26 protein-coding genes are annotated in these 22,835 nt (G+C 63.6%); 16 read left to right on the plus strand and 10 right to left on the minus strand.

Annotated elements, in window-relative coordinates; all coding sequences use genetic code 11:
* Positions 1 to 75: 75 nt before the first annotated feature.
* The 6 genes from thiE (at position 76) to PHAMO_RS08200 (ending at position 4,701) form a co-directional block, all read left to right on the plus strand.
* Positions 76 to 777 carry a thiamine phosphate synthase gene (thiE, locus tag PHAMO_RS08175; protein WP_002728270.1) on the plus strand — a complete coding sequence of 234 codons (702 nt, stop codon included), beginning with the start codon at positions 76 to 78 and terminating at the stop codon, positions 775 to 777.
* A 2-nt stretch (positions 778 to 779) separates the two neighbouring features.
* Positions 780 to 1,361: an LOG family protein gene (locus PHAMO_RS08180; protein ID WP_040566461.1), complete on the plus strand. Its 582-nt coding sequence runs from the start codon at positions 780 to 782 to the stop codon at positions 1,359 to 1,361.
* Between the two features lie 209 nt (positions 1,362 to 1,570).
* Positions 1,571 to 3,310, plus strand: coding sequence for a bifunctional diguanylate cyclase/phosphodiesterase (locus PHAMO_RS08185; RefSeq protein ID WP_002728273.1), 1,740 nt, complete (start codon positions 1,571 to 1,573; stop codon positions 3,308 to 3,310).
* Positions 3,307 to 3,492 carry a hypothetical protein gene (locus PHAMO_RS08190; RefSeq protein ID WP_155801615.1) on the plus strand — a complete coding sequence of 62 codons (186 nt, stop codon included), beginning with the start codon at positions 3,307 to 3,309 and terminating at the stop codon, positions 3,490 to 3,492. Before PHAMO_RS08185 ends, PHAMO_RS08190 begins: the two co-directional genes overlap by 4 nt.
* An 81-nt stretch (positions 3,493 to 3,573) precedes the next feature.
* Complete coding sequence (locus PHAMO_RS08195; protein WP_002728275.1) at positions 3,574 to 3,846, plus strand: DUF4236 domain-containing protein; 273 nt, start codon at positions 3,574 to 3,576, stop codon at positions 3,844 to 3,846.
* Between the two features lie 66 nt (positions 3,847 to 3,912).
* Positions 3,913 to 4,701 (plus strand): gamma-glutamylcyclotransferase family protein, encoded by a 789-nt coding sequence (locus PHAMO_RS08200; protein WP_002728277.1) that lies wholly within the window; start codon positions 3,913 to 3,915, stop codon positions 4,699 to 4,701.
* 67 nt (positions 4,702 to 4,768) lie between these two features.
* Here PHAMO_RS08200 and PHAMO_RS08205 read toward each other — a convergent pair whose 3' ends face one another.
* The 9 genes from PHAMO_RS08205 to PHAMO_RS08245 form a co-directional block, all read right to left on the minus strand.
* A complete protein-coding gene (locus tag PHAMO_RS08205; protein WP_002728279.1) occupies positions 4,769 to 5,569 on the minus strand; it encodes a TOBE domain-containing protein in 801 nt (266 codons plus the stop codon).
* Positions 5,570 to 5,712: 143 nt separating this feature from the next.
* Complete coding sequence (locus tag PHAMO_RS08210; protein ID WP_002728281.1) at positions 5,713 to 6,399, minus strand: ABC transporter ATP-binding protein; 687 nt, start codon at positions 6,397 to 6,399, stop codon at positions 5,713 to 5,715.
* On the minus strand, positions 6,396 to 7,646 hold the full coding sequence (locus tag PHAMO_RS08215; protein ID WP_002728283.1) for an ABC transporter permease: 1,251 nt from the start codon (positions 7,644 to 7,646) through the stop codon (positions 6,396 to 6,398). Before PHAMO_RS08215 ends, PHAMO_RS08210 begins: the two co-directional genes overlap by 4 nt.
* A 1-nt stretch (position 7,647) precedes the next feature.
* Positions 7,648 to 8,655 carry an efflux RND transporter periplasmic adaptor subunit gene (locus PHAMO_RS08220; RefSeq protein WP_002728285.1) on the minus strand — a complete coding sequence of 336 codons (1,008 nt, stop codon included), beginning with the start codon at positions 8,653 to 8,655 and terminating at the stop codon, positions 7,648 to 7,650.
* Between the two features lie 27 nt (positions 8,656 to 8,682).
* Positions 8,683 to 9,999, minus strand: coding sequence for an adenosylmethionine--8-amino-7-oxononanoate transaminase (locus PHAMO_RS08225; protein WP_002728287.1), 1,317 nt, complete (start codon positions 9,997 to 9,999; stop codon positions 8,683 to 8,685).
* Positions 10,000 to 10,022: 23 nt separating this feature from the next.
* Positions 10,023 to 10,637 carry a dethiobiotin synthase gene (gene bioD, locus PHAMO_RS08230; RefSeq protein ID WP_002728289.1) on the minus strand — a complete coding sequence of 205 codons (615 nt, stop codon included), beginning with the start codon at positions 10,635 to 10,637 and terminating at the stop codon, positions 10,023 to 10,025.
* Complete coding sequence (locus PHAMO_RS08235) at positions 10,634 to 11,416, minus strand: methyltransferase domain-containing protein (protein ID WP_002728291.1); 783 nt, start codon at positions 11,414 to 11,416, stop codon at positions 10,634 to 10,636. The genes bioD and PHAMO_RS08235 overlap by 4 nt, the downstream gene beginning before the upstream one ends.
* Positions 11,413 to 12,045 carry an alpha/beta fold hydrolase gene (locus PHAMO_RS08240; protein WP_002728293.1) on the minus strand — a complete coding sequence of 211 codons (633 nt, stop codon included), beginning with the start codon at positions 12,043 to 12,045 and terminating at the stop codon, positions 11,413 to 11,415. The genes PHAMO_RS08235 and PHAMO_RS08240 overlap by 4 nt, the downstream gene beginning before the upstream one ends.
* A complete protein-coding gene (locus PHAMO_RS08245) occupies positions 12,042 to 13,220 on the minus strand; it encodes an aminotransferase class I/II-fold pyridoxal phosphate-dependent enzyme (RefSeq protein WP_002728295.1) in 1,179 nt (392 codons plus the stop codon). Before PHAMO_RS08245 ends, PHAMO_RS08240 begins: the two co-directional genes overlap by 4 nt.
* 96 nt (positions 13,221 to 13,316) lie before the next feature.
* On the opposite strand from PHAMO_RS08245, the gene bioB reads away from it, so the two are divergent.
* The 8 genes from bioB (at position 13,317) to PHAMO_RS19390 (ending at position 19,626) form a co-directional block, all read left to right on the plus strand.
* The gene (gene bioB, locus PHAMO_RS08250; RefSeq protein ID WP_235720815.1) at positions 13,317 to 14,309 is read left to right on the plus strand and encodes a biotin synthase BioB; all 993 of its coding nucleotides are present in this window, start codon (positions 13,317 to 13,319) and stop codon (positions 14,307 to 14,309) included.
* 123 nt (positions 14,310 to 14,432) lie between these two features.
* Positions 14,433 to 14,558 carry a type B 50S ribosomal protein L36 gene (ykgO, locus tag PHAMO_RS08255; protein WP_021130908.1) on the plus strand — a complete coding sequence of 42 codons (126 nt, stop codon included), beginning with the start codon at positions 14,433 to 14,435 and terminating at the stop codon, positions 14,556 to 14,558.
* A 230-nt stretch (positions 14,559 to 14,788) separates the two neighbouring features.
* Complete coding sequence (locus PHAMO_RS08260) at positions 14,789 to 15,448, plus strand: GntR family transcriptional regulator (RefSeq protein ID WP_002728298.1); 660 nt, start codon at positions 14,789 to 14,791, stop codon at positions 15,446 to 15,448.
* A gap of 68 nt (positions 15,449 to 15,516) precedes the next feature.
* Positions 15,517 to 16,566 carry an enoyl-CoA hydratase/isomerase family protein gene (locus PHAMO_RS08265; RefSeq protein ID WP_002728299.1) on the plus strand — a complete coding sequence of 350 codons (1,050 nt, stop codon included), beginning with the start codon at positions 15,517 to 15,519 and terminating at the stop codon, positions 16,564 to 16,566.
* A gap of 94 nt (positions 16,567 to 16,660) precedes the next feature.
* Positions 16,661 to 17,137 (plus strand): EamA family transporter, encoded by a 477-nt coding sequence (locus PHAMO_RS08270; protein WP_162136953.1) that lies wholly within the window; start codon positions 16,661 to 16,663, stop codon positions 17,135 to 17,137.
* Between the two features lie 93 nt (positions 17,138 to 17,230).
* Positions 17,231 to 17,524, plus strand: a complete 294-nt coding sequence (locus PHAMO_RS08275; RefSeq protein ID WP_002728301.1) for a FeoA family protein — start codon at positions 17,231 to 17,233, stop codon at positions 17,522 to 17,524.
* 4 nt (positions 17,525 to 17,528) lie between these two features.
* Positions 17,529 to 19,445 carry a ferrous iron transport protein B gene (feoB, locus tag PHAMO_RS08280; protein WP_002728302.1) on the plus strand — a complete coding sequence of 639 codons (1,917 nt, stop codon included), beginning with the start codon at positions 17,529 to 17,531 and terminating at the stop codon, positions 19,443 to 19,445.
* A gap of 4 nt (positions 19,446 to 19,449) precedes the next feature.
* Positions 19,450 to 19,626, plus strand: coding sequence for a FeoB-associated Cys-rich membrane protein (locus PHAMO_RS19390; protein WP_155801618.1), 177 nt, complete (start codon positions 19,450 to 19,452; stop codon positions 19,624 to 19,626).
* 34 nt (positions 19,627 to 19,660) lie between these two features.
* On the opposite strand, the gene PHAMO_RS08285 is transcribed toward PHAMO_RS19390, so the two are convergent.
* On the minus strand, positions 19,661 to 20,710 hold the full coding sequence (locus PHAMO_RS08285; RefSeq protein WP_002728303.1) for a lysine-2,3-aminomutase-like protein: 1,050 nt from the start codon (positions 20,708 to 20,710) through the stop codon (positions 19,661 to 19,663).
* A gap of 21 nt (positions 20,711 to 20,731) precedes the next feature.
* Here PHAMO_RS08285 and epmA point away from each other — a divergent pair, with 21 nt between their 5' ends.
* Both epmA and fabD read left to right on the plus strand, forming a co-directional pair.
* On the plus strand, positions 20,732 to 21,790 hold the full coding sequence (gene epmA, locus PHAMO_RS08290; RefSeq protein WP_002728304.1) for an EF-P lysine aminoacylase EpmA: 1,059 nt from the start codon (positions 20,732 to 20,734) through the stop codon (positions 21,788 to 21,790).
* An 84-nt stretch (positions 21,791 to 21,874) separates the two neighbouring features.
* Positions 21,875 to 22,816, plus strand: coding sequence for an ACP S-malonyltransferase (gene fabD, locus PHAMO_RS08295; protein ID WP_002728306.1), 942 nt, complete (start codon positions 21,875 to 21,877; stop codon positions 22,814 to 22,816).
* Positions 22,817 to 22,835: the final 19 nt, after the last annotated feature.

The following is a 22,835-nucleotide window of genomic DNA, read 5'->3' on the forward strand; positions in this document are numbered from 1 at the left end:
CGTTCGGTGAGAAAGACTGTCGCTCTTGCTCGTGGCAACAAAAGGGACAAATTGTGATCCTTTCAGGGCGGCGGGTTGCCACGATGCCGCCATCCGTGCTTCAAGTGGCAATTCCCTCCCCGAACCCCCACGAGGTCCACCATTCCTCCCCGCCACAGCCGTCTCTATCTCATCACGCCCCCGGTCATCGAAACTCCGGCCCAATGGGTCCATACCCTTGAGCAGGCGCTGGATGCTGGCGACGTTGCTTGTCTGCAAATCCGCGCCAAGGGGCTGGACGACGATTCCCTGGCCCGGCTGGTCGATATTCTGCGCCCGCCCGCCCAGCGTCGTGGCGTTGCCGTCCTGCTTAACGACCGTCCCGATCTGGCTTTTGAAACCGGCTGCGATGGCGTTCATATCGGTCAGGGTGACATGCCCTATGCCCAGGCGCGCGAGGCAGTTGGCCCGGACGGCATCATCGGCGTGACCTGCCATGATTCGCGCCATCTGGCGATGGAAGCGGGCGAGGCCGGAGCCGATTATGTCGCCTTCGGTGCCTTTTTCCCCACCGAGACCAAGGACGCGCCAGCCCGTGCCGATCTTGACCTGCTGTATTGGTGGAGCGAGCTGTTTACCGTTCCGTGCGTGGCGATCGGCGGCATCACTGTCGATAATTGCCGCCCGTTGGTCGAGGCCGGGACCGACTTCCTGGCGGTGTCGTCCGGGGTGTGGACCCATCCCGACGGCCCGGCGGCGGCGGTCGCGGCATTCGACCGGATTTTAACGGGGAGATGATAATGCGGCGGGTCTGTGTTTTCTGCGGCTCCAGTTTCGGCGCTCGTCCGGCCTATGCCGAGGCGGCGCGCGATCTGGGGCGCCTGCTGGTGGCGCGCGATCTCGAACTGGTCTATGGCGGCGGCAATGTCGGATTGATGGGGGTGATCGCCGATGCGGTTCTCGCCGCCGGTGGCCGCGCGATCGGGGTGATTCCCGATGCAATGGTAACGCGTGAGGTTTCCCATCAAGGGCTGACCGAATTGCATGTCGTCGAATCGATGCATGCGCGCAAGGCGATGATGGCCGATCTGGCCGACGGCTTCATCGCGATGCCGGGCGGTATCGGCACGTTGGACGAATTGTTCGAGATATGGACCTGGAGTCAGCTTGGCATTCATGCCAAGCCGCTGGGTTTTCTCGATGTCGATGGCTATTACAGCCACCTTCAGGTGTTCCTCGATCACGTTGCCACCGAAGGCTTCATGCGCGAACGGCACCGTGCAATGGTCGCGGTCGAACCCGATCCGGTCGGTCTGCTTGCCGCGATGGGTGGGTTCGAAGCGCCCGAACCTATTTGGGATCGCGAGGTCGGTAAACGATAGACGGGTTTGTCCCGCTTTTTACAGGACGAATAGTTTTAATTAAGAGCCACTGCACAGCCCCGGATGTGATTCATTTGTTACTCATATCGGTTGCGGTGTTATCGCGTGTCGAGCCAGTTATAATATCGCCCGCCTGACCGGACGGACCGGGCACCTTTCCGTGTCGGGTCCGGCGGGCCATTCCGGCAGGATGGTTGATTGCTTGGTAGATGGGCACGTATTCCAATCTCGACGTAGCGTTCCAGGCCATCGTTAACATTCACTCCGGCCAGTGCTTCGGACACGAAGTGCTGGTGCGCGGGTGGGAGCGGCACGGAGTCGATTCGGCGCAGGATCTGTTGTCGGCGGCGGCGGCGGACGGGCGTCTGACCGAGTTGGAGATCGCGATCCGCGCCCTGGTCGCCGATCGCGCCGTTGGGTATCCAGTGCTGACCGGGGCTGCGCTGTTCCTCAATCTCGACCCCCGTGCCGCGGCGGATCTGGACGCGGTGATGGACGCGACCCGAACCCTGTTGCAGCCCGGATTCGCCCATATCGTGACCGAGATTTCTGGTCTTCCCGAAGGCAGCGGCCCCGCCTTTTATCCTCCCGCGACGATGCGCCGCCGGGGAGGCATGGTGGCGGTTGACCGATTTGGCTGTTCGGCGGATTCGTTCAATCTACTGATCAATTGCGATCCCGATTTCATCAAGATCGACCGCGCCTTTATTCGCGGCATTGAGACCGAGGCGCGTAAGCGGGTGGTGCTGGCCCAATTGATCGGGATGGCCCATACCTTGGGGATCGAGGTGATCGCGGTGGGCGTCGAGACCGGGCGCGAGCTGACGGTATGCCGTGAATTGGGGCTTGATCTGGTCCAGGGCTTTTATATCGCCCCGCCCGAAACCGACCCGGCCGCGTTGTTGGGGCTTTATCATCGCCTTGACGGATTAGCGCAACAAGATCGTCGCCGCCGTCAGATCGATCAGCGCTGGGTATCCCAGCAGATGGATCAGGTGCCCGCGATCATCAACGATGCGCCGATCCGCGATATGTTCGAACGCTTCGCCCGCGACCGTAACACCAGCTATATTCCGGTGGTCGATCGTGTCGGACGGCCGTTGGGGATCGTGCGGGAAAGCGACCTCAAGAACTACGCCTATTCGGCTTTTGGCAAGGATCTGATCGCCAACAAAGCCTTGGGGCGCAAATTGCAGGATTTCGTGGTGCGCTGCCCGATGGCCGACATCGCGACTCCACTCGACCAGATGCTGGCGATCTATGCGGCGGTCGAGGACGCCGAGGGAATCCTGATCACCGAGCACATGATCTATCACGGCTTTTTGACCGCCCGGTCGCTGATCCGGGCCATGCACGAGAAGACCCTGGCCCGTGCCCGTGATGAAAATCCGCTGACCAAGCTGCCCGGCAATGTCTTGATCGAGGAATATGTCGCCGATTGCACCACTTCGGGCGAAGGGGCTGTGTTGGCCTATATCGATTTCGATAATTTCAAGCCGTTTAATGATACCTACGGTTTTCGTCAGGGTGATCGCGCCATCCTGCTGTTCGCCGAATTGTGCCGCAAGACCGCCGTGCTGGGGCGCTGGTTTATCGGCCATATTGGCGGTGACGATTTCTTTATCGCGATTCAGGGAGCCGATGAAGTTGAGGCATCCGAGGCGGTTGGGGGGCTGATTGCTCGCTTCGCCTCGGACGCGGAAAGCTTCTATGACCACGACGCCCGCGTCGCTTGCGGTATCGTCGCCCAGGATCGCGACGGCAACATCAAGCGGTTTCCGCTGCTCTCGGCCAGCGCGGTTCTGGCTGTGCTGCCGCCCGGATGTCGTACCGTCAGCACCGACGAAATTTCCGCGGCGATCGCACTGCACAAGAAGGCGGCAAAGAGCGCGCCGGAAAAGCTGGTCTCGATTGTGCTGGCTCACCCTGCGGCAACGGAGCCGGTATGATGGCGGCCGACGGTCGGGGCGCGAAGACGCGGTGGTTGCCAATCGTTAGCGCGCTGGTCCTGGGATTTTACGTCTCGCGCCCGCTTCCGGTCGGCGAGTTCGATGCGCTGCTATGCGGTTCCGATCCACCTGCTTTTGCCGTCCGCTCAATCCTTACCCGCCCGGTCGCTGTGCTGTTGTGACGCCTGACGTTGCGATAGATGACGGCGGCGCAGAGGGCCGCTATCCTATTGCGATCATCGTGACCGCAAGGGATAGCCAAGATGGGTTTGAGGTTCCGTAAGATTATTAAAATCGCTCCCGGTCTGTGGATCAACCTCAGCAAGAGTGGCGGTAGCTTGTCGGTCGGTGGCAAGGGGGCAACCCTCAATATCGGCCGCGACGGGGTGCGTAGCACGCTGGGCGTGCCGGGGAGTGGTCTGTCTTATTCCGACCGGATTTCCCTGCGCCGGGGAGCGGCGCGGCCGTCCTGGATCTCGATCGCTATCTTCGTTCTCGCCCTTGGGTTGGCGGGGGCGACGCTGTTCTTTAAATAGAGCCTTTTTGCCATGATCCCCGATCGGGCCAGCATGAAAGCCTGATCGGGGCAACGGGGGAACAATATGGCATGGGCTTCTTATCGGGCCATTCGGGCTTTCGTGTTGCCGCTGTGGCTTGGCGTGGCGCTGTTGTTGGCTGGGTGTGCACGCGACCTCTCTTCCGCCGACGACCCCCTTCGTTTCGCCGCCAACCGTTCTTTGTCCGGCCCGTGTAATTCTCCGGTCGAGGATGGCCGCCAGAACTTTGTGATCGGATATGGCAGCCTGATGCAGGAAGGGTCGCGGCTGCGCACCGCTCCAACCGCCGGTCCGGCGATTCCGGTTGAGGTTTCGGGAATGCGGCGGGGATGGTTTGCCAAGGGGAGCGACATTGGCTTTACCACGACCTTTCTCGGCGCGGTCGCGCAGGAGGGGGCGGTGATGAATGCGGTAGCCTTCTCTGCCAATGCGGCGGAGATCGCGGCGATGGATCGACGGGAAGCGCAATACTGCCGCAGGAGCGTCGAGCCAGAGAATCTTCAATCCGTTCCGGGAGGGAAACGATTGCCGCCGGGGCGCTATTGGATCTATCTGAACATCGGTTCCAGTATCGCTCTGGCTACTCCTGAGCGTCCCCTGGTGCAGTCCTATGTCGATCTCTTTTTGTCGGGATGTCTGGAGGCCGAGGATGCGCTCGCCACGCCCGGCTTCGCCCGGCGCTGTATCGCCACGACGACCGACTGGTCCACCAACTGGGTTAACGACCGCGTTTATCCAAGGCGGCCATTTGCCGAACAGTCGGAAGCCGGGCGCATCGACCGCCTCCTCAAGGACACCGTGCCGACCCAGTTCGAGGCTATTCGCCTGGAATAGGGCGAAAAAGCGCCATCGTTCCGACTTCGGATCGTTCCGTATCGGGAATGTATTGTGCTGGAACCGTCTAATCGACCAGCAGGATAACGTGGCTGGCCTTGATCAGTGCCCAGGCGGGTTGCCCCGGTGCCAGGGCCAGTTCGTCGGCGCCGTCGCGGGTGATGACCGCCGTCAGCGAACGCCCGCCGCCGACGTTCAGGGTGATTTCCGTGCTGACCGGGCCGTCCTCGCGGCTGACGACGGTGCCTTTGATCCGGTTACGGGCCGAGACGTTCGGACAGGTCTCGCCCGCTGCCAGGATCACGAACGACGCCTTGATCAGGGCCATAACCTCGCGACCCGGTTCCAGCCCCAGATCCTCGACGCTTTCACGGGTCACCACCGCCGTCAGCGGTGTTGAGTCGGTCAGAGCAAGCACGACTTCGGTGCTAACCGTTCCCTGCCGGATTTCCTCGACACGGCAGCGATAGGCATTGCGGGCACTGGTCTTCATCCCAAGACTCCACAGCAAGGTAAACGGGTCGGTCAGGCCACCGATATCGCCGGTTGTCAGCATTCCCGCCGCCAGGGACAGCTTGTCCTCCAACAGGCGGAAGGCGACGATCAGGGCCTGGCCGTCCTCGGTCAAGGTTGCGCCGCCGCCCTTGCGTCCGCCGGTGCGCCCAAGAACAGCCGGGCGCGGCATCAGGTTGTTTACAGCGTCCAGAGCATCCCAGGCGGCCTTGTAGCTGAGGCCAACGGCCTGTGCCGCCTTGGTGATACTGCCATGAGTGCCGACCGCTTCCAGCAGGGCGATGCGGTCGCGCCCGACCAGAGAACGGCGGCCGCCGCCCAGGGACAGCAGGGCTTCGACCTTACCTTCGCTCACTGGTTTTCTCCGTTCGTCATGGGTTCTGACTATATGACGGTGGGCTGATGAATGCATCCGTCAAAGGGGCTGTGCCGAATTCATCTGCCAATGTAGTTAAAGAAGACGATGCGAAGCCGGATTGTTCCACAATCGAGATGAAATTACCCTTCGATTCGGCCATCGACCAGATGAATCCGGCGGTCGGCGGTGCGGGCCAGCGCGGCGTCATGGGTTACGACGACCACGCTGCGGCCCTGGGTGTGGGCAAGGTCGCGAAAGATGTCGAACACCAGGGCCGCAGTGCGCGAATCCAGATTGCCGGTCGGTTCGTCGGCCAGGATCAGCGGCGGATCGTTGGCCAGGGCGCGGGCGATGGCAACGCGCTGGCGTTGACCCCCCGATAACTGCTCTGGCAGTTTTTGGCGATGCTCGCCCAACTCCAACTGCTCCAGCAGATCGCTGGCACGGCGGCGGGCGGCGGTGCCGCCGAGACGCCCTAACTTGCGGATCGGAATCTCGACATTGGCAAGGCAGGAGAATTCCGGCAGCAGAAAGTGGAACTGGAAAACGAAACCGATTCGCGCCAGTCGCAGGTCGGCGAGTCGGTCGGGGCTTGACCCGATCGTGTCCTCACCCGAAAGCAACACCGTCCCGGCGGTGGGGCGGTCGAGCAATCCCAGCAGATAGAGCAGCGAGGATTTGCCCGATCCCGACGGCCCGGTGATGGCGACGAACTCGCCCGGCGCAATCGTCAGATCGATTCCCCGCACCAGGGTCACCGGCACCGGGCCGGGCAACTCGCGGGTTAATGCGCGCGCCTCCAACGCGGGGGGGCTGGCCTCGCTCATCCTGCTCCCCGGACGATATCGACGGGATTGAGACGACTGGCACGTCGGGCCGGTAACCACGCAGCCAGCGTTGCCGACAGTACCGCCATTCCCCCGCTGATCAGGTAGTGGCGCGGCGTGCGGTAGAGCACGAAGCCCTGGGCCTTGACGAAGCCTTCCATCTCGAATTTCAGCGATGCCATGAATTCGATCAGCAACCAGCCGATCAGCCAGCCGATCAGGGTGCCGACGATTCCGACGATCAGTCCTTCCATCACAAAAACCAGCCGGACATCGCTGTCGCGAAAGCCCATCGACTTCATGATGCCGATGTCGCGGGTCTTTTCGAACACCACGGTCGAGATCACATTGAAGATGCCAAAGCAGGCGACAATCAGGATCGCGCTGACGGTTGGATACATGATCGCATTCTGGATGACATAGATGCCAAGCACATTACGCGATTGCTCCTGCCACGGTTCGGCGCGGTAGCCGAACTGCCGCTCGATGCGGGCAGCCAGCGGTGCCGCCTGTTCTACGTCGTCGAGGCGGATTTTCAGCCGGTTGATGACGTTGGGGCGGTTTTGCAGCACCTGCGCCTTTTTTAACAGGACGTAGGTGTCGAAATTATCGAGCACGGTGATGCCGCTGGAAAACAGCGCCACCACCTTCATCTTCATCATCACACCGGCGGGAGAGACCACGGTGATGAGGTCGTCCTTGCGGATACCGGCCTTCTTCGCCACCCCTTCGCCCAGAATGATCGCGTTCGAGGTGGTGTAGAGCGCGTCGAGGGTGCCGGACAGCAGATCCTTTTCGATATGGGTGACCTTGCGTTCCTGGTCAGGCGTGATCCCGGTGATATTGACCGAGATGTCCTTGCCGCCGAAATGGATCAACACATTGCCGGACAAGGCGGGAGCGACATGCAGGCCCGAAGCTTCCTCCAGCGTTGCCAGCATGTTGCGGGCACCGCGCAGGCCACGGGTTTCCTCGCGCGGCTTCAGGCCGTGCAGCAGGATCGCGGCATCGGGAAACGCGCGCTCGACAGGTTGTCGGGGCGGCTCGCGCACCTCGTCCATCACGATGATATGGGGCTGGATGTCGATGATGCGCGAGATGAAATCGCGCTGGAAGCCCTGCAACATTGCCGAGATCGCAATGAAGAACGCCACCCCCAGCGTCACCCCCAGTAACGACACCAGGGTCTGGCGACGGCGGTGCAGCAGATGCCGAAGCGCGATGTCGAGCGCGAGCGGCAGGGCCATCTTATTTCGTCCGAACCCGGTCGCCCGCCTTGAGCCCCGGCGGCGGCGCGGCGACGATCACATCGTCTGGTCCCAGCCCTCCGGTGATTTCGGCAACGGTGCGTCCGCGAATGCCGAGACTGACCGGACGAAGCCGGGCCACGCCGTCCTCGATGACCATCACCTTGCCGTCGAGCAGGGCGGTGGCGGGCAGAAGCAGAGCGTCGCTCCGTTCGGCGATGATGATGTTGATTTCGGTGGTCATCCCGATCAGCAGTGGGCTGTCGTCGGGCAGGATCACCCGGACGCGGAAGGTCTTGTTGACCGGATCGCCTTTGGGGGTGATGCGATCGACGCGGGCTTCGAGGACTTGGTTGATAAAAGCATCGGCCTTGATCAGAACCTTCTGTCCGATATGGACGCGGGCGATATCCTCTTCATCGACCTCGGCGGTGACCCGCAGCGGCTTCGGTGCGCCGACCCAGAACAGGGCATCCTTGACTTCCGCCAACTCGCCGATTTCGCCGTCGCGGCGCAGCACGATTCCGTCGATGGGCGCGGTCACCATCAAATCGGATCGGCGTTGACGGGCGGCGTTGATCGTCGCCACCACCTGTTCGTATTCGCTACGCGATTTCTGAGCGGATTCCCTGGGGCGGATGCCGCTGTTGGCCAAGGTGGCGGCCCGCTCCATCTCCTCGCGCCAATAGGCGGCCTTGGCTTCCAACTCGGCGATTTTGGCCCGTGCCTCGCGGTCGTCAAGTCGGGCCAGCGGTTGGCCCTCGCGCACCCGGTCCCCCTCGCGCACCAGGATTTCAGCGATCCGTCCCGGCATTACCGGGGCGATCCTCGCCCATTTTTCGGGTTCGACCGTGCCGGTGGCATAGATTGCTTCGACCGCCGCGCCCCGTCGCAGATGAACGGTCTCGACCTCGATGCCGCCGCCGCGCTGCCATGCCCAGGTTCCCCCGCCGGCGAGGGCAAGCAACAACAGAAGCGCGGGCAGGCGTGAAAGGATGCGGCGCGACATCGAGAATCCAGTCTATGCGGTCGTGTTTTACCCGGCCAGTTCAGCGAGAATTTCGGCAATCCCGTCCCAGGCGTGGTGTAGCTCGTCGTCGCTGAGGCAATAGGGCGGCAAAAGGTAAAGCACATTGCCCAGCGGCCGCAACAGAAGCCCGCGATCCAGTGCGGCGGCCTTGAGGCGCGGACCGATCCCGGCACCATAGCCGGTGCCGCCGCCCCCGACGTCAAAAGCGGCGATGGTACCGCAAATCCGGGTCCGGGTTGTATCGGCGCGGGTCGCCAGATCGTCGAGCCGGACCCGATGAATCGCCTCGATCGCAGCGCGACGGGCGGTGCATGCGTCGTCGAGCAGCAAGTCGAGCGAGGCCAGACCAGCGGCGCAGCCGAGCGGATTGGCGGTGTAGGAATGGCCGTGCAGGAACGCACGGTCGAGATCGGGGCCGAGGAATTCGCGATAGATCCCCTCGCGCGCCACGGTCATCGCCATCGGCAGAAAACCGCCGGTCAGTCCTTTCGACAGACAGACCAGATCGGGCACGATTCCAGCCTTCAGGCAGGCGAAGATCGGCCCGGTGCGGCCAAAGCCGGTCATCACTTCGTCAAAGATCAGCAACGCACCCTCGGCCCGCACCCGTTCGGCCAGGGCGGTCAGGAAGGCCGGGCGGCACATCCGCATTCCGCTCGCCCCTTGGATCAACGGCTCGATCAGAACGGCCGAGACCCGGCCGGGCTTCGCCGCGAACAGCCGGTCGAGCGCGTCCAGGGCTTCGGCTTCCTTGGTCGCGACGGAATCGTCGCCGTCCCAGGTGGCGGGGAACGGTACCGTCTCGACCGGGAACAGCATTCCCTTCCACGCGGAAAAGAAGCCCGACGAGTGCCCCGCCGACATCGCGCCGACAGTGTCGCCGTGATACCCGCCTTCGAAACAGACGAACTGATCGCGCTCCGCGATGCCACGGTTGCGCCAATATTGCAGCGACAGCTTCATCGCGACCTCGACCGCTGTCGAGCCGTCATCGGAATAGAAAACCCGGTCGAGATCGCCGGGCAGCAGACCCGCCACCCGAGCCGCCAACTGCGCGGCGGGGGCGTGGGTGAAATCGGCGAAGATCACCTGTTCCATTTCCGCCGCCTGCCGGGCGATCGCGGCGGCGACCGCCGGATGACCGTGGCCGTGTAGATTGACCCACCACGACGACACCAGATCGAGAAAGCGCCGCCCATCGGCGGCGGTGATGGTCGCTCCCTGCGCCGAAACCGCCAGCATCGGCGGCTTGGCTGCGGCGGCCTGGGTGAAGGGATGCCAGACATGGCGGGCGTCAAGCGCCAGAAGCTCTTCGGGATTCATCTGCGGCACCTCGGGGGAAGTGGTCAGGAAGGACAGGAAAAAGCGGGCGGTGGCAGGCTTTCCAGCATCGCCCGCGTTACTGCGGGCAGGGGTTGAATCTCGGCCAGCACCGGGACTCCGCCGAACTGTTCGATCGCCTGACGATTGGCCGGGTTGCGCTGACCGTTCAGCACCACGCCCAGCACCGGCACCCGGCGGCGGCGCAACACTTCCAGCGTCAGCAGGGTATGGTTGATCGTGCCAAGGCAGGACCGCGCCACGACCAGCACCGGCAGGCCGAGCCTTGCCATCAGATCGACCATCAGCGCGGTTTCGTTGATTGGCACCATCGCCCCGCCCGCGCCTTCGACCACCAGCGGCCGGTCGGTCTCGGGCAGGACCAGCGCCGACAGGTCGATCCGGCGGCGTTCCCGCCGTGCCGCCTCGTGGGGCGACAGTGGGGCTTGCAACTCGACCGCCGAGGGCAGAATCTCGACGTCCGGTGCCATGCGCGCCACCCAAGCGGGGTCGGTTCCCTCGGTCATGCCGGACTGGATCGGTTTCCAATAGGCGGCGTTCCACCCTTGCGCCAGCCACGCCGAGACCAGGGTCTTGCCGATGCCGGTATCGGTGCCGGTGACGAATACGCCGCGTGTCATGACTGAATCCCGTTTCTGGTAAAACTCAGGGTGTGAATTGTCCAGGTCATGGTGCAGGGTGCGCCGAGAGCGGCGATCACCCGGCGCAACTGTCCGGGGGCAAGTGGTCGGTGGCCGGGGCGGGGCACTGCCGCTCCCAGTGCCGCCAGGGTGCGGGCGAAGGCCAGCCCGTCGCGGTGGGTTTCGACCACGGTCTCGCTATCGATCCGGCTATCGCCATCGGGCGGCATCATGGCCCACAACGCCGTCGCGTCGGGAAAGGCCGGGGTTCCCGGTTCCAGCCCCAGGGCGCGATGTGCCGCCCGCCATTCGGCAAAGCTGCCCGCGCCGGGCAGGGTCAGGATCAGTCGCCCACCGGGGGCTAGCCGCTGCGCCAGATCGGCCAGGGCGGTGGGCAGATCGGAAAACCATTGCGCCGCCAGCGACGAGACGATCAGGTCAAGGCTCTGTTGGGCCATCGTCGGGGCTTCGGCGTCCATCGCGGCAAAGGCGATGCGACGATCCGCCGCCAATGCATCGCGGGCGTGGGCGACCATCGCCGGGCTGAGATCGGTGGCAAGAATGTCGGCCTGCTCGCCCACCGCCGCCCGTAACCGTCGGGTCAACAGGCCGGTGCCGCAGCCCACTTCCAGGACCCTGGCCCCGTCCGGTAGCGAGGGCAGGGCGGCCAGTCGCGCCGCCAGACCGGCGGCGATCCGGTCCTGGAATCCAGCGGCGGATTCATAACCGGAGGCCGCGGCGGAAAAAGAATCCTGAATCCGCTGTTTGCGGGATGTCATTGCAGGCGGGCCGCGAACTGCCTGAGATGGGTGGCAACCCAGTCTGGATGAGTCAGCGGCAAAAGATGGCCGCCGCGTTCGGCCAGGATCAGCTCGTGGGCGGCGAACACGGCGCGACTCATCGATTCCGGTACGATCACGTCGGCGGTTCCAGCCAGTGCCATCACCGGACAATCGAGCGCGGCCAGTGCCGGACGCTCATCGCAGGTCGCCAGCCAGTCCAGCGCATCGCCCAGCGGTCCCGGCTGCAATCCCGACAGATCGGCGTCGGCGATACCGCAACGATTTAGGAATTCGGCGGTGACGGCGTGAGGTTCCTCGCCGAAGCGGGTCAGCATCCGGCTAACCATTCTGGGCGACACCCCATCGACGAAGGCGGCGGAACGGGTGAAACAGGGAAAGGCGTTGACCGCCAACACTCCGGCCCATGGGCGCGGTATATTGGCCAAGGCCCAGGCCAGCCCCATCGAGTGGGCCACCACCAGCGGTCGGCGCAGGGTAGGGCGGTCGGCACGGCCGCTAAAGCCGAGATCGACGCTGCGCACCGGGAAATCGGTCAGGCGTTCGCGCAAGGGTTCCCAGAACCCGGCATCGAAGGCCCAGCCATGAACGAACAGCAGGGGAATCACGTCGTCTCCTTCACGGCCTGGGGCACCAGCGTGATCAATCGGTCGATGTCGGCGTCGGAATGAACCGCCGACAGGGCGAAACGGATACGGCTGGTTCCCGGCGGCACCGTCGGCGGCCGGATCGCGATGCCCAACACACCCCACTCCTCCAGCCGGGTCGCCACTCGCAGGGTGCGATGCTCGCACCCCAGAATTACCGGAACGATCTGGCTGGCCGAGCGGCCGGTGTCAAGCCCGGCTTCGGCAAGCCCGGCTCGCAGCCGGGCCGCATTGCGGGCCAGTCGTGCCCGGTCGTCAGCCAGGGTCGGGACCAGATCGATGGCGGCGTCGATTGCCCCCAGCACTGGCGGCGGTAGCGCCGTGGCGTAGATCAGCCCCGAGGCGCGGTTGACCAGATAGTCCCGCACCGTTGCCGAGCAGCCGACGTAAGCGCCGAACGATCCCATCCCTTTTGAGAACGTCCCCATCGCCAGATCGATTCCCAATCCGGGAGTCAGGCCAAAGCCGGTTTCTCCCATGACGCCGGTGGCGTGGGCCTCGTCGAGATAGAGCAGGGCGTTCCACTTTTTCGCCAGCGCAGCCAGGGCGGCGGCGTCGATCACGTCGCCATCCATGCTGAACACGGTCTCTGAGACAATCACCCGAGGGCCGGGCCGGTCAGCGTATTTCGCCAGCAATTCCTCAAGATGGCCAAGGTCGTCGTGGCGATAGCGTTGTGCCCGCGCTCCCGCCAGGGTCAGCCCAGCATACAGGCTGGCATGGATCAGCCGGTCGGCGAACACCACCGGCTCGGCCTCCCACAGGGTGCGGTCGAGCAGGGCGGGAAGCACCGAAGCGTTGGTCTGCCAGCCGCTGACCAGCACCATTGCCGCCTCGGAGCCTTTGGCACGGGCGATCTTGGTCTCGACGGCTTCATAGGCGGCAAGATGGCCGGTGACCAGCCGGGACGCTCCCGATCCAGTGCCAAATTCGGCCGCCCAGTGTCGCGCCCGCTCGATCAGCGCCGGGTGCCGCGACAGGCCGAGATAGTCGTTTGAGGAAAAATCGACTAACTCACGCCCATGCCGCCGGATCCGGCCGCCTTCAAGACGTTCGACCGGGATCAGGGCGCGTTTGCGCCCGGCGGACTGAAGCCCTGCCAATGCGCCCGCGAGAATGTCATCTAATTCCTGCATCGCCGGTGGTCATAGATGGTTTTCTCGCCTGTTGCAAAGCCATCATGCGCCGCACTACAGTTCGCCCCCCGTGAGACATGGAATAAGGTGATCGTCGTGACCCTCCAAGCATTGCAAACGGCACCGGCGACGACGGGCGGCGATACGGTCCGCCACGACTGGACGGTCGAAGAGGTCGAGGCTCTGTTCGCGCTTCCCTTCAACGATCTCCTGTTTCAGGCGCAGACCGTCCATCGCGCTCATTTCGACCCTAACCGCATCCAGATCAGCAGCCTGCTGTCGATTAAGACCGGGGCCTGTCCCGAGGATTGCACCTATTGCGCCCAAAGCGCCCACCACAACACCGACCTGGAGCGCGAAAAGCTTCTGGCGGTCGAGGAGGTGATCGCGGCCGCGGCCAAGGCCAAGGCCGATGGCGCCTCTCGTTTCTGCATGGGCGCGGCCTGGCGCGGGCCGCATGGCGATGACTTCGCCGTGGCTCTGACGATGATCGAGGGGGTCAAGGCTTTGGGGCTTGAGACCTGCGCCAGCTTCGGTGTGCTGTCGCGGGAACAGGCCCGTCAGTTGAAAGAGGCCGGCCTCGATTATTACAACCACAACATCGACACCAGCCCCGAGCATTATAAGGAAATCGTCACCACCCGGACCTTCGAGGATCGGCTGGAGACGCTGGAACATGTTCACGATGCCGGTCTGCATGTCTGTTCCGGCGGTATCGTCGGCCTGGGCGAGAGTCAGACCGACCGCGCCAGCATGCTGGTGACGCTCGCCAACCTGCCGCATCAGCCCGACAGCGTGCCGATCAACCTGCTGATCCCGATTCCCGGCACGCCGCTGGCCGAGGCGGCGGTCGAACGTCCAGATCCGTTCGATTTTATCCGGGTCATCGCGGTGGCCCGCGTGATGATGCCGAAATCCTATGTCCGCCTGTCGGCCGGGCGCGAGGGGATGAGCGCGGAAATGCAGGCTTTGTGTTTCTTTGCCGGTGCCAATTCAGTGTTTTGCGGCTATAAACTTTTGACCGCGAAGAACGCCTCGCCCGGCCAGGATCGGGGATTGTTCGACCGTCTCGGCCTCAAGCCGATGTAAGCAAAAAACTTGGCCTGTCCCTGTTGACAGGCCGGGTCGCTTTACGTATTGTCCCGACCCTCCGGTCGCGCACCCCGGTGACGCCGTTTAGGGCGACCATTCGTTGTTTAGGAAATCTGAGCCATGAAGATCCGCAACTCCCTGAAGTCGGCCAAGCTGCGCGACAAGAACTGCCGTGTCGTTCGTCGCAAGGGCCGCGTCTACATCATCAACAAGACCAACCCGCGCTTCAAGGCGCGTCAGGGCTAAAGGTCTTCGCGCCTGCCAGCTTCGTGCTGGCCGACAGTCGCCGCGCTTCCCATGGAAGCGCGGTTTTTGTCGTTTTAGGGCTGGTTTCAATCAACCTAATCGTGCGCTCTGGACGCACCCGCTCCCTGTCATGTATACGAAATAGACGAATATGTGTGCAGTCCGGCGCAAAGATCGGACGCATCCGGTTGCGGGAGATCTCGTGACCATCAAACAGGGAAGCGCACAGGATGAGCGATCCGAAACGACCGGCGACGCGGGCGGAGGAAATCCGTCAGGCGATCGAGGGGGATATTTTCCAGGGTCGGCTTCGGCCCGGTTCTCGTCTGGACGAAGAGGGGCTGGCCACCCGCTTCGGCCTGTCGCGAACGCCGGTACGCGAAGCGATTCTGCAATTGGTTCATTCCGGTCTGGTCGAAAAGAAACCGCACCAGGGCGCGATGGTCGCGCCGCTCGACCTGCACCGGATGGTGCAGATGTTCGAAGTGATGAGCGAAATCGAGGGATTGTGCGCCCGCTTCGCCGCCCGCCGGATGTCCGCAGAGGAAAAGAGTCGGCTGGCCGCACTGCACGATCAGGCGCAAGCGTCGGCCGCCGCTGGCGATCTCGATAATTATTATGCCATCAATCGCACCTTTCATGATGCGATCCACGATGGCAGCCACAATGAAATCTTGCGCGAGATGACCCATTCGCTGTTTGCGCGACTGGCTCCTTATCGCCGTTATCAACTGAACCATCCCGGCCGTGTCGAGGCCAGCATGGCCGAGCATCGTGACATCCTGGCCGCGCTGGTCCGCTCCGACCCGGATGGCGCACAAGCGGCGATGCGCCGCCACGTCACCATTCAGGCCGATATTTTCGCCGAATTCGTATCCATCATGACCTGATTTTCTACATCCGATACCCCCGTATCGGATACAGCCCGCCCCATAGTGACGACAGGGAGACCCGTTCCGTGACTGAGACCACTATCCGCTTCGAACGCCTGGGCCGGATCGGCCGGATTGTCCTCGACCGGCCCAAGGCTCTGAACGCTCTGACCCTGGATCAGGTTCACGCAATGCATCCGCAATTGGACCGTTGGGCCGCCGACCCGGACGTCGCCCTGGTGGTGATCGAAGGCGAAGGCGAGCGGGCGTTCTGCGCCGGAGGCGATATCAAGCGGCTGCATCGTGCCGCCGCCGATGGCGACACCGACTATCTCACCGCTTTTTATCGTGACGAATACCGCTTCAATCGCCGCATCAAGACCCTGCCCAAGCCCTATGTCGCGCTGCTGGATGGCATCACGATGGGGGGCGGAGTCGGTGTCTCGGTCCATGGTCGCTATCGTATCGCCACCGAACGCACTCTGTTTGCAATGCCCGAAACCGGGATCGGCTTTTATCCTGACGTCGGGTGCAGCTTTGTGCTGTCGCGCCTTCCGGGGGCGATCGGACGCTATCTCGGCCTGACCGGGGCCCGGCTCGGACCGGCCGATACCCTGCATGTCGGTATCGCCACCCATTATGTTGAAAGTGGAAAGATCGATGCGCTGCGCGAGGCGTTGTCCGAGGCCAGGGACGATGAAGCCGTCGCCGCGATCGTCGCTCGCTTCTCCAGCGATCCCGGCCCGACCGCTTTGGATGGCGAGCGTGCCCTGATCGACCGCTGCTTCGGCCATGACCAGTTGGACGACGTGCTGGCGGCGTTGGCCGCCGAAACCGACCCCTTCGCCGCCGAAACTCTGGCGACGCTCCGGCGGCATTCGCCGCTTCTGGTGGCGATTACCTTCGAGATGATTCGCCGCGCCGCCTCTCTGTCGTTCGACGAATGCCTGACGATGGAATATCGTTTGTCCCAAATTGTCGCCCGTGCGCCCGATTTCGTCGAAGGCGTCCGCGCTCTGTTGATCGACCGCGATAACCGTCCGGTCTGGACTCCCTCGACCCTGGCTGAGGTCTCGCCAGAACAGGTTGCCGCCCCGTTCGATACTGTTCCGGCAGTGGGCGATCTGACGTTCTAAGCATTTACTCGACGATTGAGCTTGGCCGGTCGTGTGTAAACGCGACCGGCCCATGCCGAGAGAGCGGTTTTCTCCCCGTCTCGCCAGACGCACAATGGAGCTGTTCCCGAGCCGTGAAGAGAGACCGGCTATGTCCCTTATTCTGCCTGTCCTGTTCGCTCTGATCGCGGCTGTGGGGAATGCCATTTTCGCTTATGGTCAGAAGCAATCGTCCGGCGAAGCCAACGGTCTTCTGTTTGTCGGTGCGAGCGCTCTTGTCGCGGTGCTGTTATCGGTTGCCGCCTCGCCGCTGCTTGGCCGTTTCGATCCCATATCGCTGATAAAGTCCGATCTGCGCCCAATTCTTATTGGTGGTGCTGGACTGTTTCTGACCTATCTTGGCTTCAATCTGCTTTATACGCGGTTCGGTGCATCACACTATGTGCTGTATGCCGCCTTATCGATCTTAACGACCACGCTGGTCGTTGGTGGGTTGATTTTAAGGGAGCCGATGAACATTTACCATTTCGTCGCGATCGTGCTGGCTATCGCGGCGGTGGTTCTTTTTACGTTGGGCCAAGCCCGGTCCTGAAGCCGCAAGATGATGATGTTTCGAGGAAATCGATTGACACATTTTGAGAATGCGGAGCAGAATCCTTCGCTTGGGGTGGAGCAGGGAACGATCATGCAAGTGGAACCGGGGCAGGCGATTGCGGCGGGGGTGTCCCTGGGCGCGCTCCGCAAAGGAGCGCAGGCCGAGATTATTGCGCTGGACGAATCCGCGGCTCTCTCTACCCTGAAAACGGGCGAGTTAGAACGTCGTCTGATCGAGATGGGACTAGTAGAAGGCGCCCGGATCGAGATCCTTCACGAAGGCTTTCCCCGTCGCGATCCGATCGCGGTTCTGGTCGGCGACAGCACAATCGCGTTGCGCCGGGTCGAGGCCAGCGCGGTAATGGTCCGGCGGCTGAAGGACTAGGGGCATGCCCAAGGACGACAGCGTTTCCGCCCGCAGCGACGGGCCGCCCCGTATTGCCCTGGTCGGAAATCCCAATTGTGGCAAGACCGCTCTGTTCAACGCGCTAACCGGAGCGCGGCAGAAGGTCGCCAACTATGCCGGGGTCACGGTCGAGCGTAAGGAGGGGATGTTCGTCAGCCCCGCCGGAACCCGCGTCAAGGTCATCGATCTGCCCGGTACGTATAGCTTGCGCGCCCGCTCGCCCGACGAAGAGGTCACGCGCGACGTCGTGTTGGGGCGTCGCGCCGACGAAGCGGTGCCCGAGGCGATTGTCTGTGTCGTTGACGCGACTCGGCTGCGGCTCAATCTGCGGCTGGTGCTGGAGATGAAGAAGTTGGGCCGCCCGGTGATCCTGGCCCTCAACATGATGGATGAGGCCGAGAGCCAGGGCATTGCCGTCGATGCCGCCGAACTATCGGCGGCGTTGGGGATCCCGGTGGTGCCAACGGTGGCGATTCGCAAGGACGGTATTCAGCCCTTGCTCGATCAAATCGACCGCACGATTCAGGTCGCCAACAGCGAGGGGATGACTCCGACAAGCGCGCCTTGCGGCTGGACAGAACCCAGTGCACGCGATTTGCGCGACTATCATGCCCAAGTCGAAGCGATTATGGCCCAGGCGATTGGGCGGCCGTCGCGTCCCCACCTCGCCACCCGCCGTATCGACCGGGTTCTGCTCCAGCCCGCCACGGGGCTGTTTATCCTGCTGGCGCTGCTGTTCCTGATGTTTCAGGCGGTGTTCTCGTGGGCGCGTCTGCCGATGGAGCTGATTGACGGCGGTCTGTCGACGGTCAAGGGTCTGATCGATGCCGGTATGGCCGACGGCCCGCTGAAAAGCTTGATCACCGATGGTATTATCGGCGGCGTCGGCAGCGTGGTGATTTTCCTTCCCCAAATTCTGGTGCTGTTCCTGTTCATCCAGATTCTGGAGGATTCAGGCTACATGGCCCGCGCGGCCTTTCTGCTCGACAAAATGATGGGCGGCGTCGGCCTGCATGGCCGCGCCTTCATCCCGTTATTGTCCAGCTTTGCCTGTGCCGTGCCGGGGATCATGGCGGCGCGGACGATTGAAAATCGCACCGACCGTATCGCCACCATCATGATCGCGCCGCTGATGACCTGTTCGGCCCGGCTGCCGGTCTATACCCTGATCATCGCCGCGTTCGTGCCGCAACGACAGGTGCTGAACGGCTGGGTCGGTCTGCCTGGACTGGTGCTGTTCGCTCTTTATGCCGCCGGGATTTTGTCCGGGCTGCTGATTGCCTTCGTGTTGAAGCGGACCTTGCTGTCCGGCGCGCGCGAGCCGTTGCTGATGGAGCTTCCCGCCTATCGCCTGCCGCGTCCGCATAACGTCCTGCTTGGCCTTTACGAGCGGGCGCGGGCGTTTCTGGTCCGCGCCGGAACGACGATCTTCGCGCTGATGGTTGTGATCTGGGCCTTGGCCAGTTTTCCCGCTGCGCCGGAGGGGGCAACCCTGCCCGCGATCGATTATTCGATTGCCGGAATGATTGGCCATTTCCTCGAACCGCTGCTGGCTCCGATTGGCTTCAATTGGGAGATCGCGGTGGCTCTGGTGCCTGGAATGGCGGCGCGCGAGGTGGCGGTCGGCGTGTTGGGAACGGTCTATGCCCTGAGCGATAGCGGCGATTCGATGCGCAATTCCCTGGCCGGGCTGCTCGCCCATTCCTGGAGTTTGCCCACCGCCTTGTCCTTCCTGACCTGGTATGTCTTCGCCCCGCAATGTATCGCCACGTTGAGCGTGGTGCGGCGCGAACTGAATTCCTACTGGTGGCCGATGGCGATGTTCTTTGGTCTGACCACGCTGGCTTATGGGGCGTCGTTCGTCACGTTCCGGGTGGCTTCGTCGCTGATCGGGAGCTGACCCGATGGTGCAAACGATCCTGGTCGTCGTTTTGGTCGCCGCCGCCGCCGGTTGGATCGGCTGGCGGATGTGGCGCTGGGCCTCTGCATTGCTGGGACGCAAGCGTTCCGGCGGCTGTCCGGGCTGCGGTGGGTGTGGCGGCGGTTCCGCTGAACCTGGGAAGGTCCATCCACCCCGCTGAACATTTTTTCCGACGCCGTGTCGAGCGGTCTCGACTATCCCTGGGGCCGGGAGTGGCGGCGGCCGCTTGGATCGGTGACGGTGAGGCTGTCCTCGTCCCAGTAATCCGGCCCGACCGGCACCTTGCCGAAGCCGCCGGGGATGTCCAGCACATAGGTCGGCAGGGCGATTCCGCTGAGGCGGCCGCGCAGAGTCCGCATCAGGGCGCGGCCCTCGGCCAGACTGGGGCGGAAATGGCCGGTGCCGGGGGCAAGGTCGGGATGGTGCAGGTAATAAGGCCGCACCCGTTGCCGCACCAGTGCGCGGAACAGCGCTTCCAGCGTCGCGGCCGAATCGTTCACCCCCTTCAGCAGAACCGTCTGAGCCAGCAGCGGTAGCCCGGTGTCAGTCAGACGGGCCAGGGCTTGAGCGGTCGCGGGGGCAAGTTCGCGGGCGTGGTTGATCTGAACCGCCAGCCACACCGAGAACCCTGCTTGAGGCGGTGGGCACAAGGCCGCGACCATCGCCGCGTCGATCCGATCGGGCGCCACCACCGGCAGGCGGGTGTGAAAGCGTACCACGTCGAGGTGGGCAATCCCGGCCAGCGCAGCCAGCAACAGGCCGATCCGGCGCGGCCCCAGCATCAGCGGGTCTCCGCCTGTGATCACCACTTCGCGCACCTCGGGCCGTGCGGCGATATAGGCCAGCGCGGCGTCGATCTCGGCTGGACTCATCGCGGCGGCGGTGTCGCCGACTCGGGTGCGGCGGAAGCAGAACCGGCAATGGGCGGCGCAGGTCAGGAGCGGGGTCAGTAGAACCCGGTCGGGGTAGCGGTGGACGATCCCCGCCTGCGGGCTGTAGGTTTGGTCTCCAATCGGATCGGCGCGATCCTCGGGGCGAATTTCCATCTCTTCCGCCTGGGGGACGAACTGACGGGCAATCGGATCGGCGGGGTCGGCGGGATCGATCAGCGCGGCCAGCTGACGCGGCAGCAGCAGCGGAAACGCGGTTGCCGCCTGTTCGACCGCAGCCAGAGCGGCGGCGTCGATCAGACCGGCTTCGACCAGTTCGGCCGGACGGCGGTAGGGGAGATGGGACTGGGACATCGGGACGGGATAGGGGAAAAGATGAGCGCAGGCAAGGTCGGGGTGGAAGAACAATGGTGGCGGCCCGAGCGCTTCGCCTTGCGCCGCGAGCGGCTGGAGGCCCGCGCCAAGATTGTCGAGGCGGTTAGAGCGTTTTTCGCCGTGCGCTGTTTTACCGAGGTCGAGACGCCCTGTCTTCAGGTTTCGCCGGGGATGGAACCGCATCTGAAATGGTTCTCCACCGCTTTGACCGATCCCTATGGCGGCCCGGATCGGACGATGGGCCTGCATACCAGTCCCGAATTCGCGATGAAGAAGCTTTTGGTGGCGGGGATGCCAAAGATCTACCAAATGGCGCGGGTGTTCCGCAATGCCGAGCGGTCGGACACCCACCATCCCGAATTCACCATGTTGGAGTGGTACCGAACCGGCGCACCGTTGGACGCGCTGATGGACGATACCGAAGCGCTGGTTGCCGCCAGCGCCGAAGCCATCGGAGTTACCAGGCTGTCGCGTCTGGATCGTGTCTGCGATCCGTTCCAGCCCTGGCGTCGGTTGTCAGTGGCTCAGGCGTTTCGCGATTATGCCGGGATCGACCTTCTGGCCACCGCGCCCGACCCATTGGTGCCTCAGCGTGACCTGATTGCCGCCGAAGCGGCCCGGATCGGGATTTCCTTCAGTGCTTCGGATCGATGGGACGATATCGTCTTTCGGATCATGATGGACCGGATCGAACCGCATCTTGGCTTTGACGCTCCGGTGTTTCTCCATTCCTGGCCGCTGTCGATGGCGGCGCTGGCCCGGCCCTCCGTTGCCGACAACCGCGTTGCCGAGCGGTTCGAGGTCTATGTCCTGGGGGTCGAGTTGGCCAATGCGTTCGGCGAGTTGACCGATGCCGCCGAGCAGCGCCGCCGTTTTGCCGAGGATCAGGCGCTGGCCCGGTCGCTGTACGGGGCCGCGCCCCCCGCCGACGAGGATTTCCTGGCGGCACTGGAATACGGCATGCCCGATTCGGCCGGGATCGCGCTTGGCTTCGATCGGTTGGTGATGCTGTTGACCGGAGCGACACGGATTGACGACGTGCTGTGGGCACCCGTCTGAGCGGCATCTATATCTTTTCTTGACAGGGGAGAGGCTTTCCCTTTCCTTCGCGGTCCTAAGGAATCCGAGGGGAGTTAGCAGATTATGACCCGTGCGTTCGTCTTTCCCGGCCAAGGCTCGCAGGCAGTCGGCATGGGCCGTGAGCTGGCCGAAGCCTTTCCGGTCGCCCGTCAGGTGTTCGAGGAAGTTGACGACGCTCTGTCGCAGAAGCTGTCGGTTCTCATGGCCGAAGGGCCGGAAGCCGATCTGACTCTGACCGAAAATGCCCAGCCCGCACTGATGGCGGTGTCGCTGGCGGTGGTGCGCGTGTTGGAAACCGAAGGTGGGCTGGACCTTGCTCAGGCCGCGTCGTTCGTCGCCGGTCATTCGCTGGGTGAGTATTCGGCGCTGGCTGCCGCCGGAACCTTTTCGATCGCCGATACGGCTCGCCTGCTGAAGATTCGCGGGCAGGCGATGCAAAAGGCGGTGCCGGTTGGTGTCGGCGCGATGGCCGCCTTGCTGGGTGCCGAGTTGGAACTGGCGCACGAGATCGCCGCCGCCGCCGCCGAAGGAGAGGTGTGCGAGGCCGCCAACGATAACGGTGGTGCGCAGGTCGTGGTGTCGGGCCACAAGGCCGCGGTCGAGCGGGCGATGAAGATCGCCGGTGAGAGAGGGGTCAAGCGGGCGGTTCTGCTGCCGGTGTCTGCTCCGTTCCACTGTTCGCTGATGCAGCCCGCCGCCGATGCGATGGCCGAGGCCCTGGCGAATGTGGCGATGGCCGCGCCGCGCGTGCCGCTGGTCGCCAACGTCACCGCCGGACGGGTCACCGCGCCGGATGAAATCCGCGATTTGCTGGTCCGTCAGGTTACCGGCACCGTGCGCTGGCGCGAAAGCGTTCTGTTCATGAAGGCCCAAGGGGTGACCACGCTGGTCGAGCTTGGTTCGGGCAAGGTGCTGGGCGGGCTGGCCCGGCGTATCGACAAGGAACTGACCGGCAGTTCGGTGGGCACCCCCGCCGACGTCGAGACGTTCCTGAAGTCTCTGTAAACCGATCGGAAAAGGGGGG

This window comes from Magnetospirillum molischianum DSM 120 (genome assembly GCF_000294655.1).
GTDB lineage: Bacteria > Pseudomonadota > Alphaproteobacteria > Rhodospirillales > Magnetospirillaceae > Phaeospirillum > Phaeospirillum molischianum.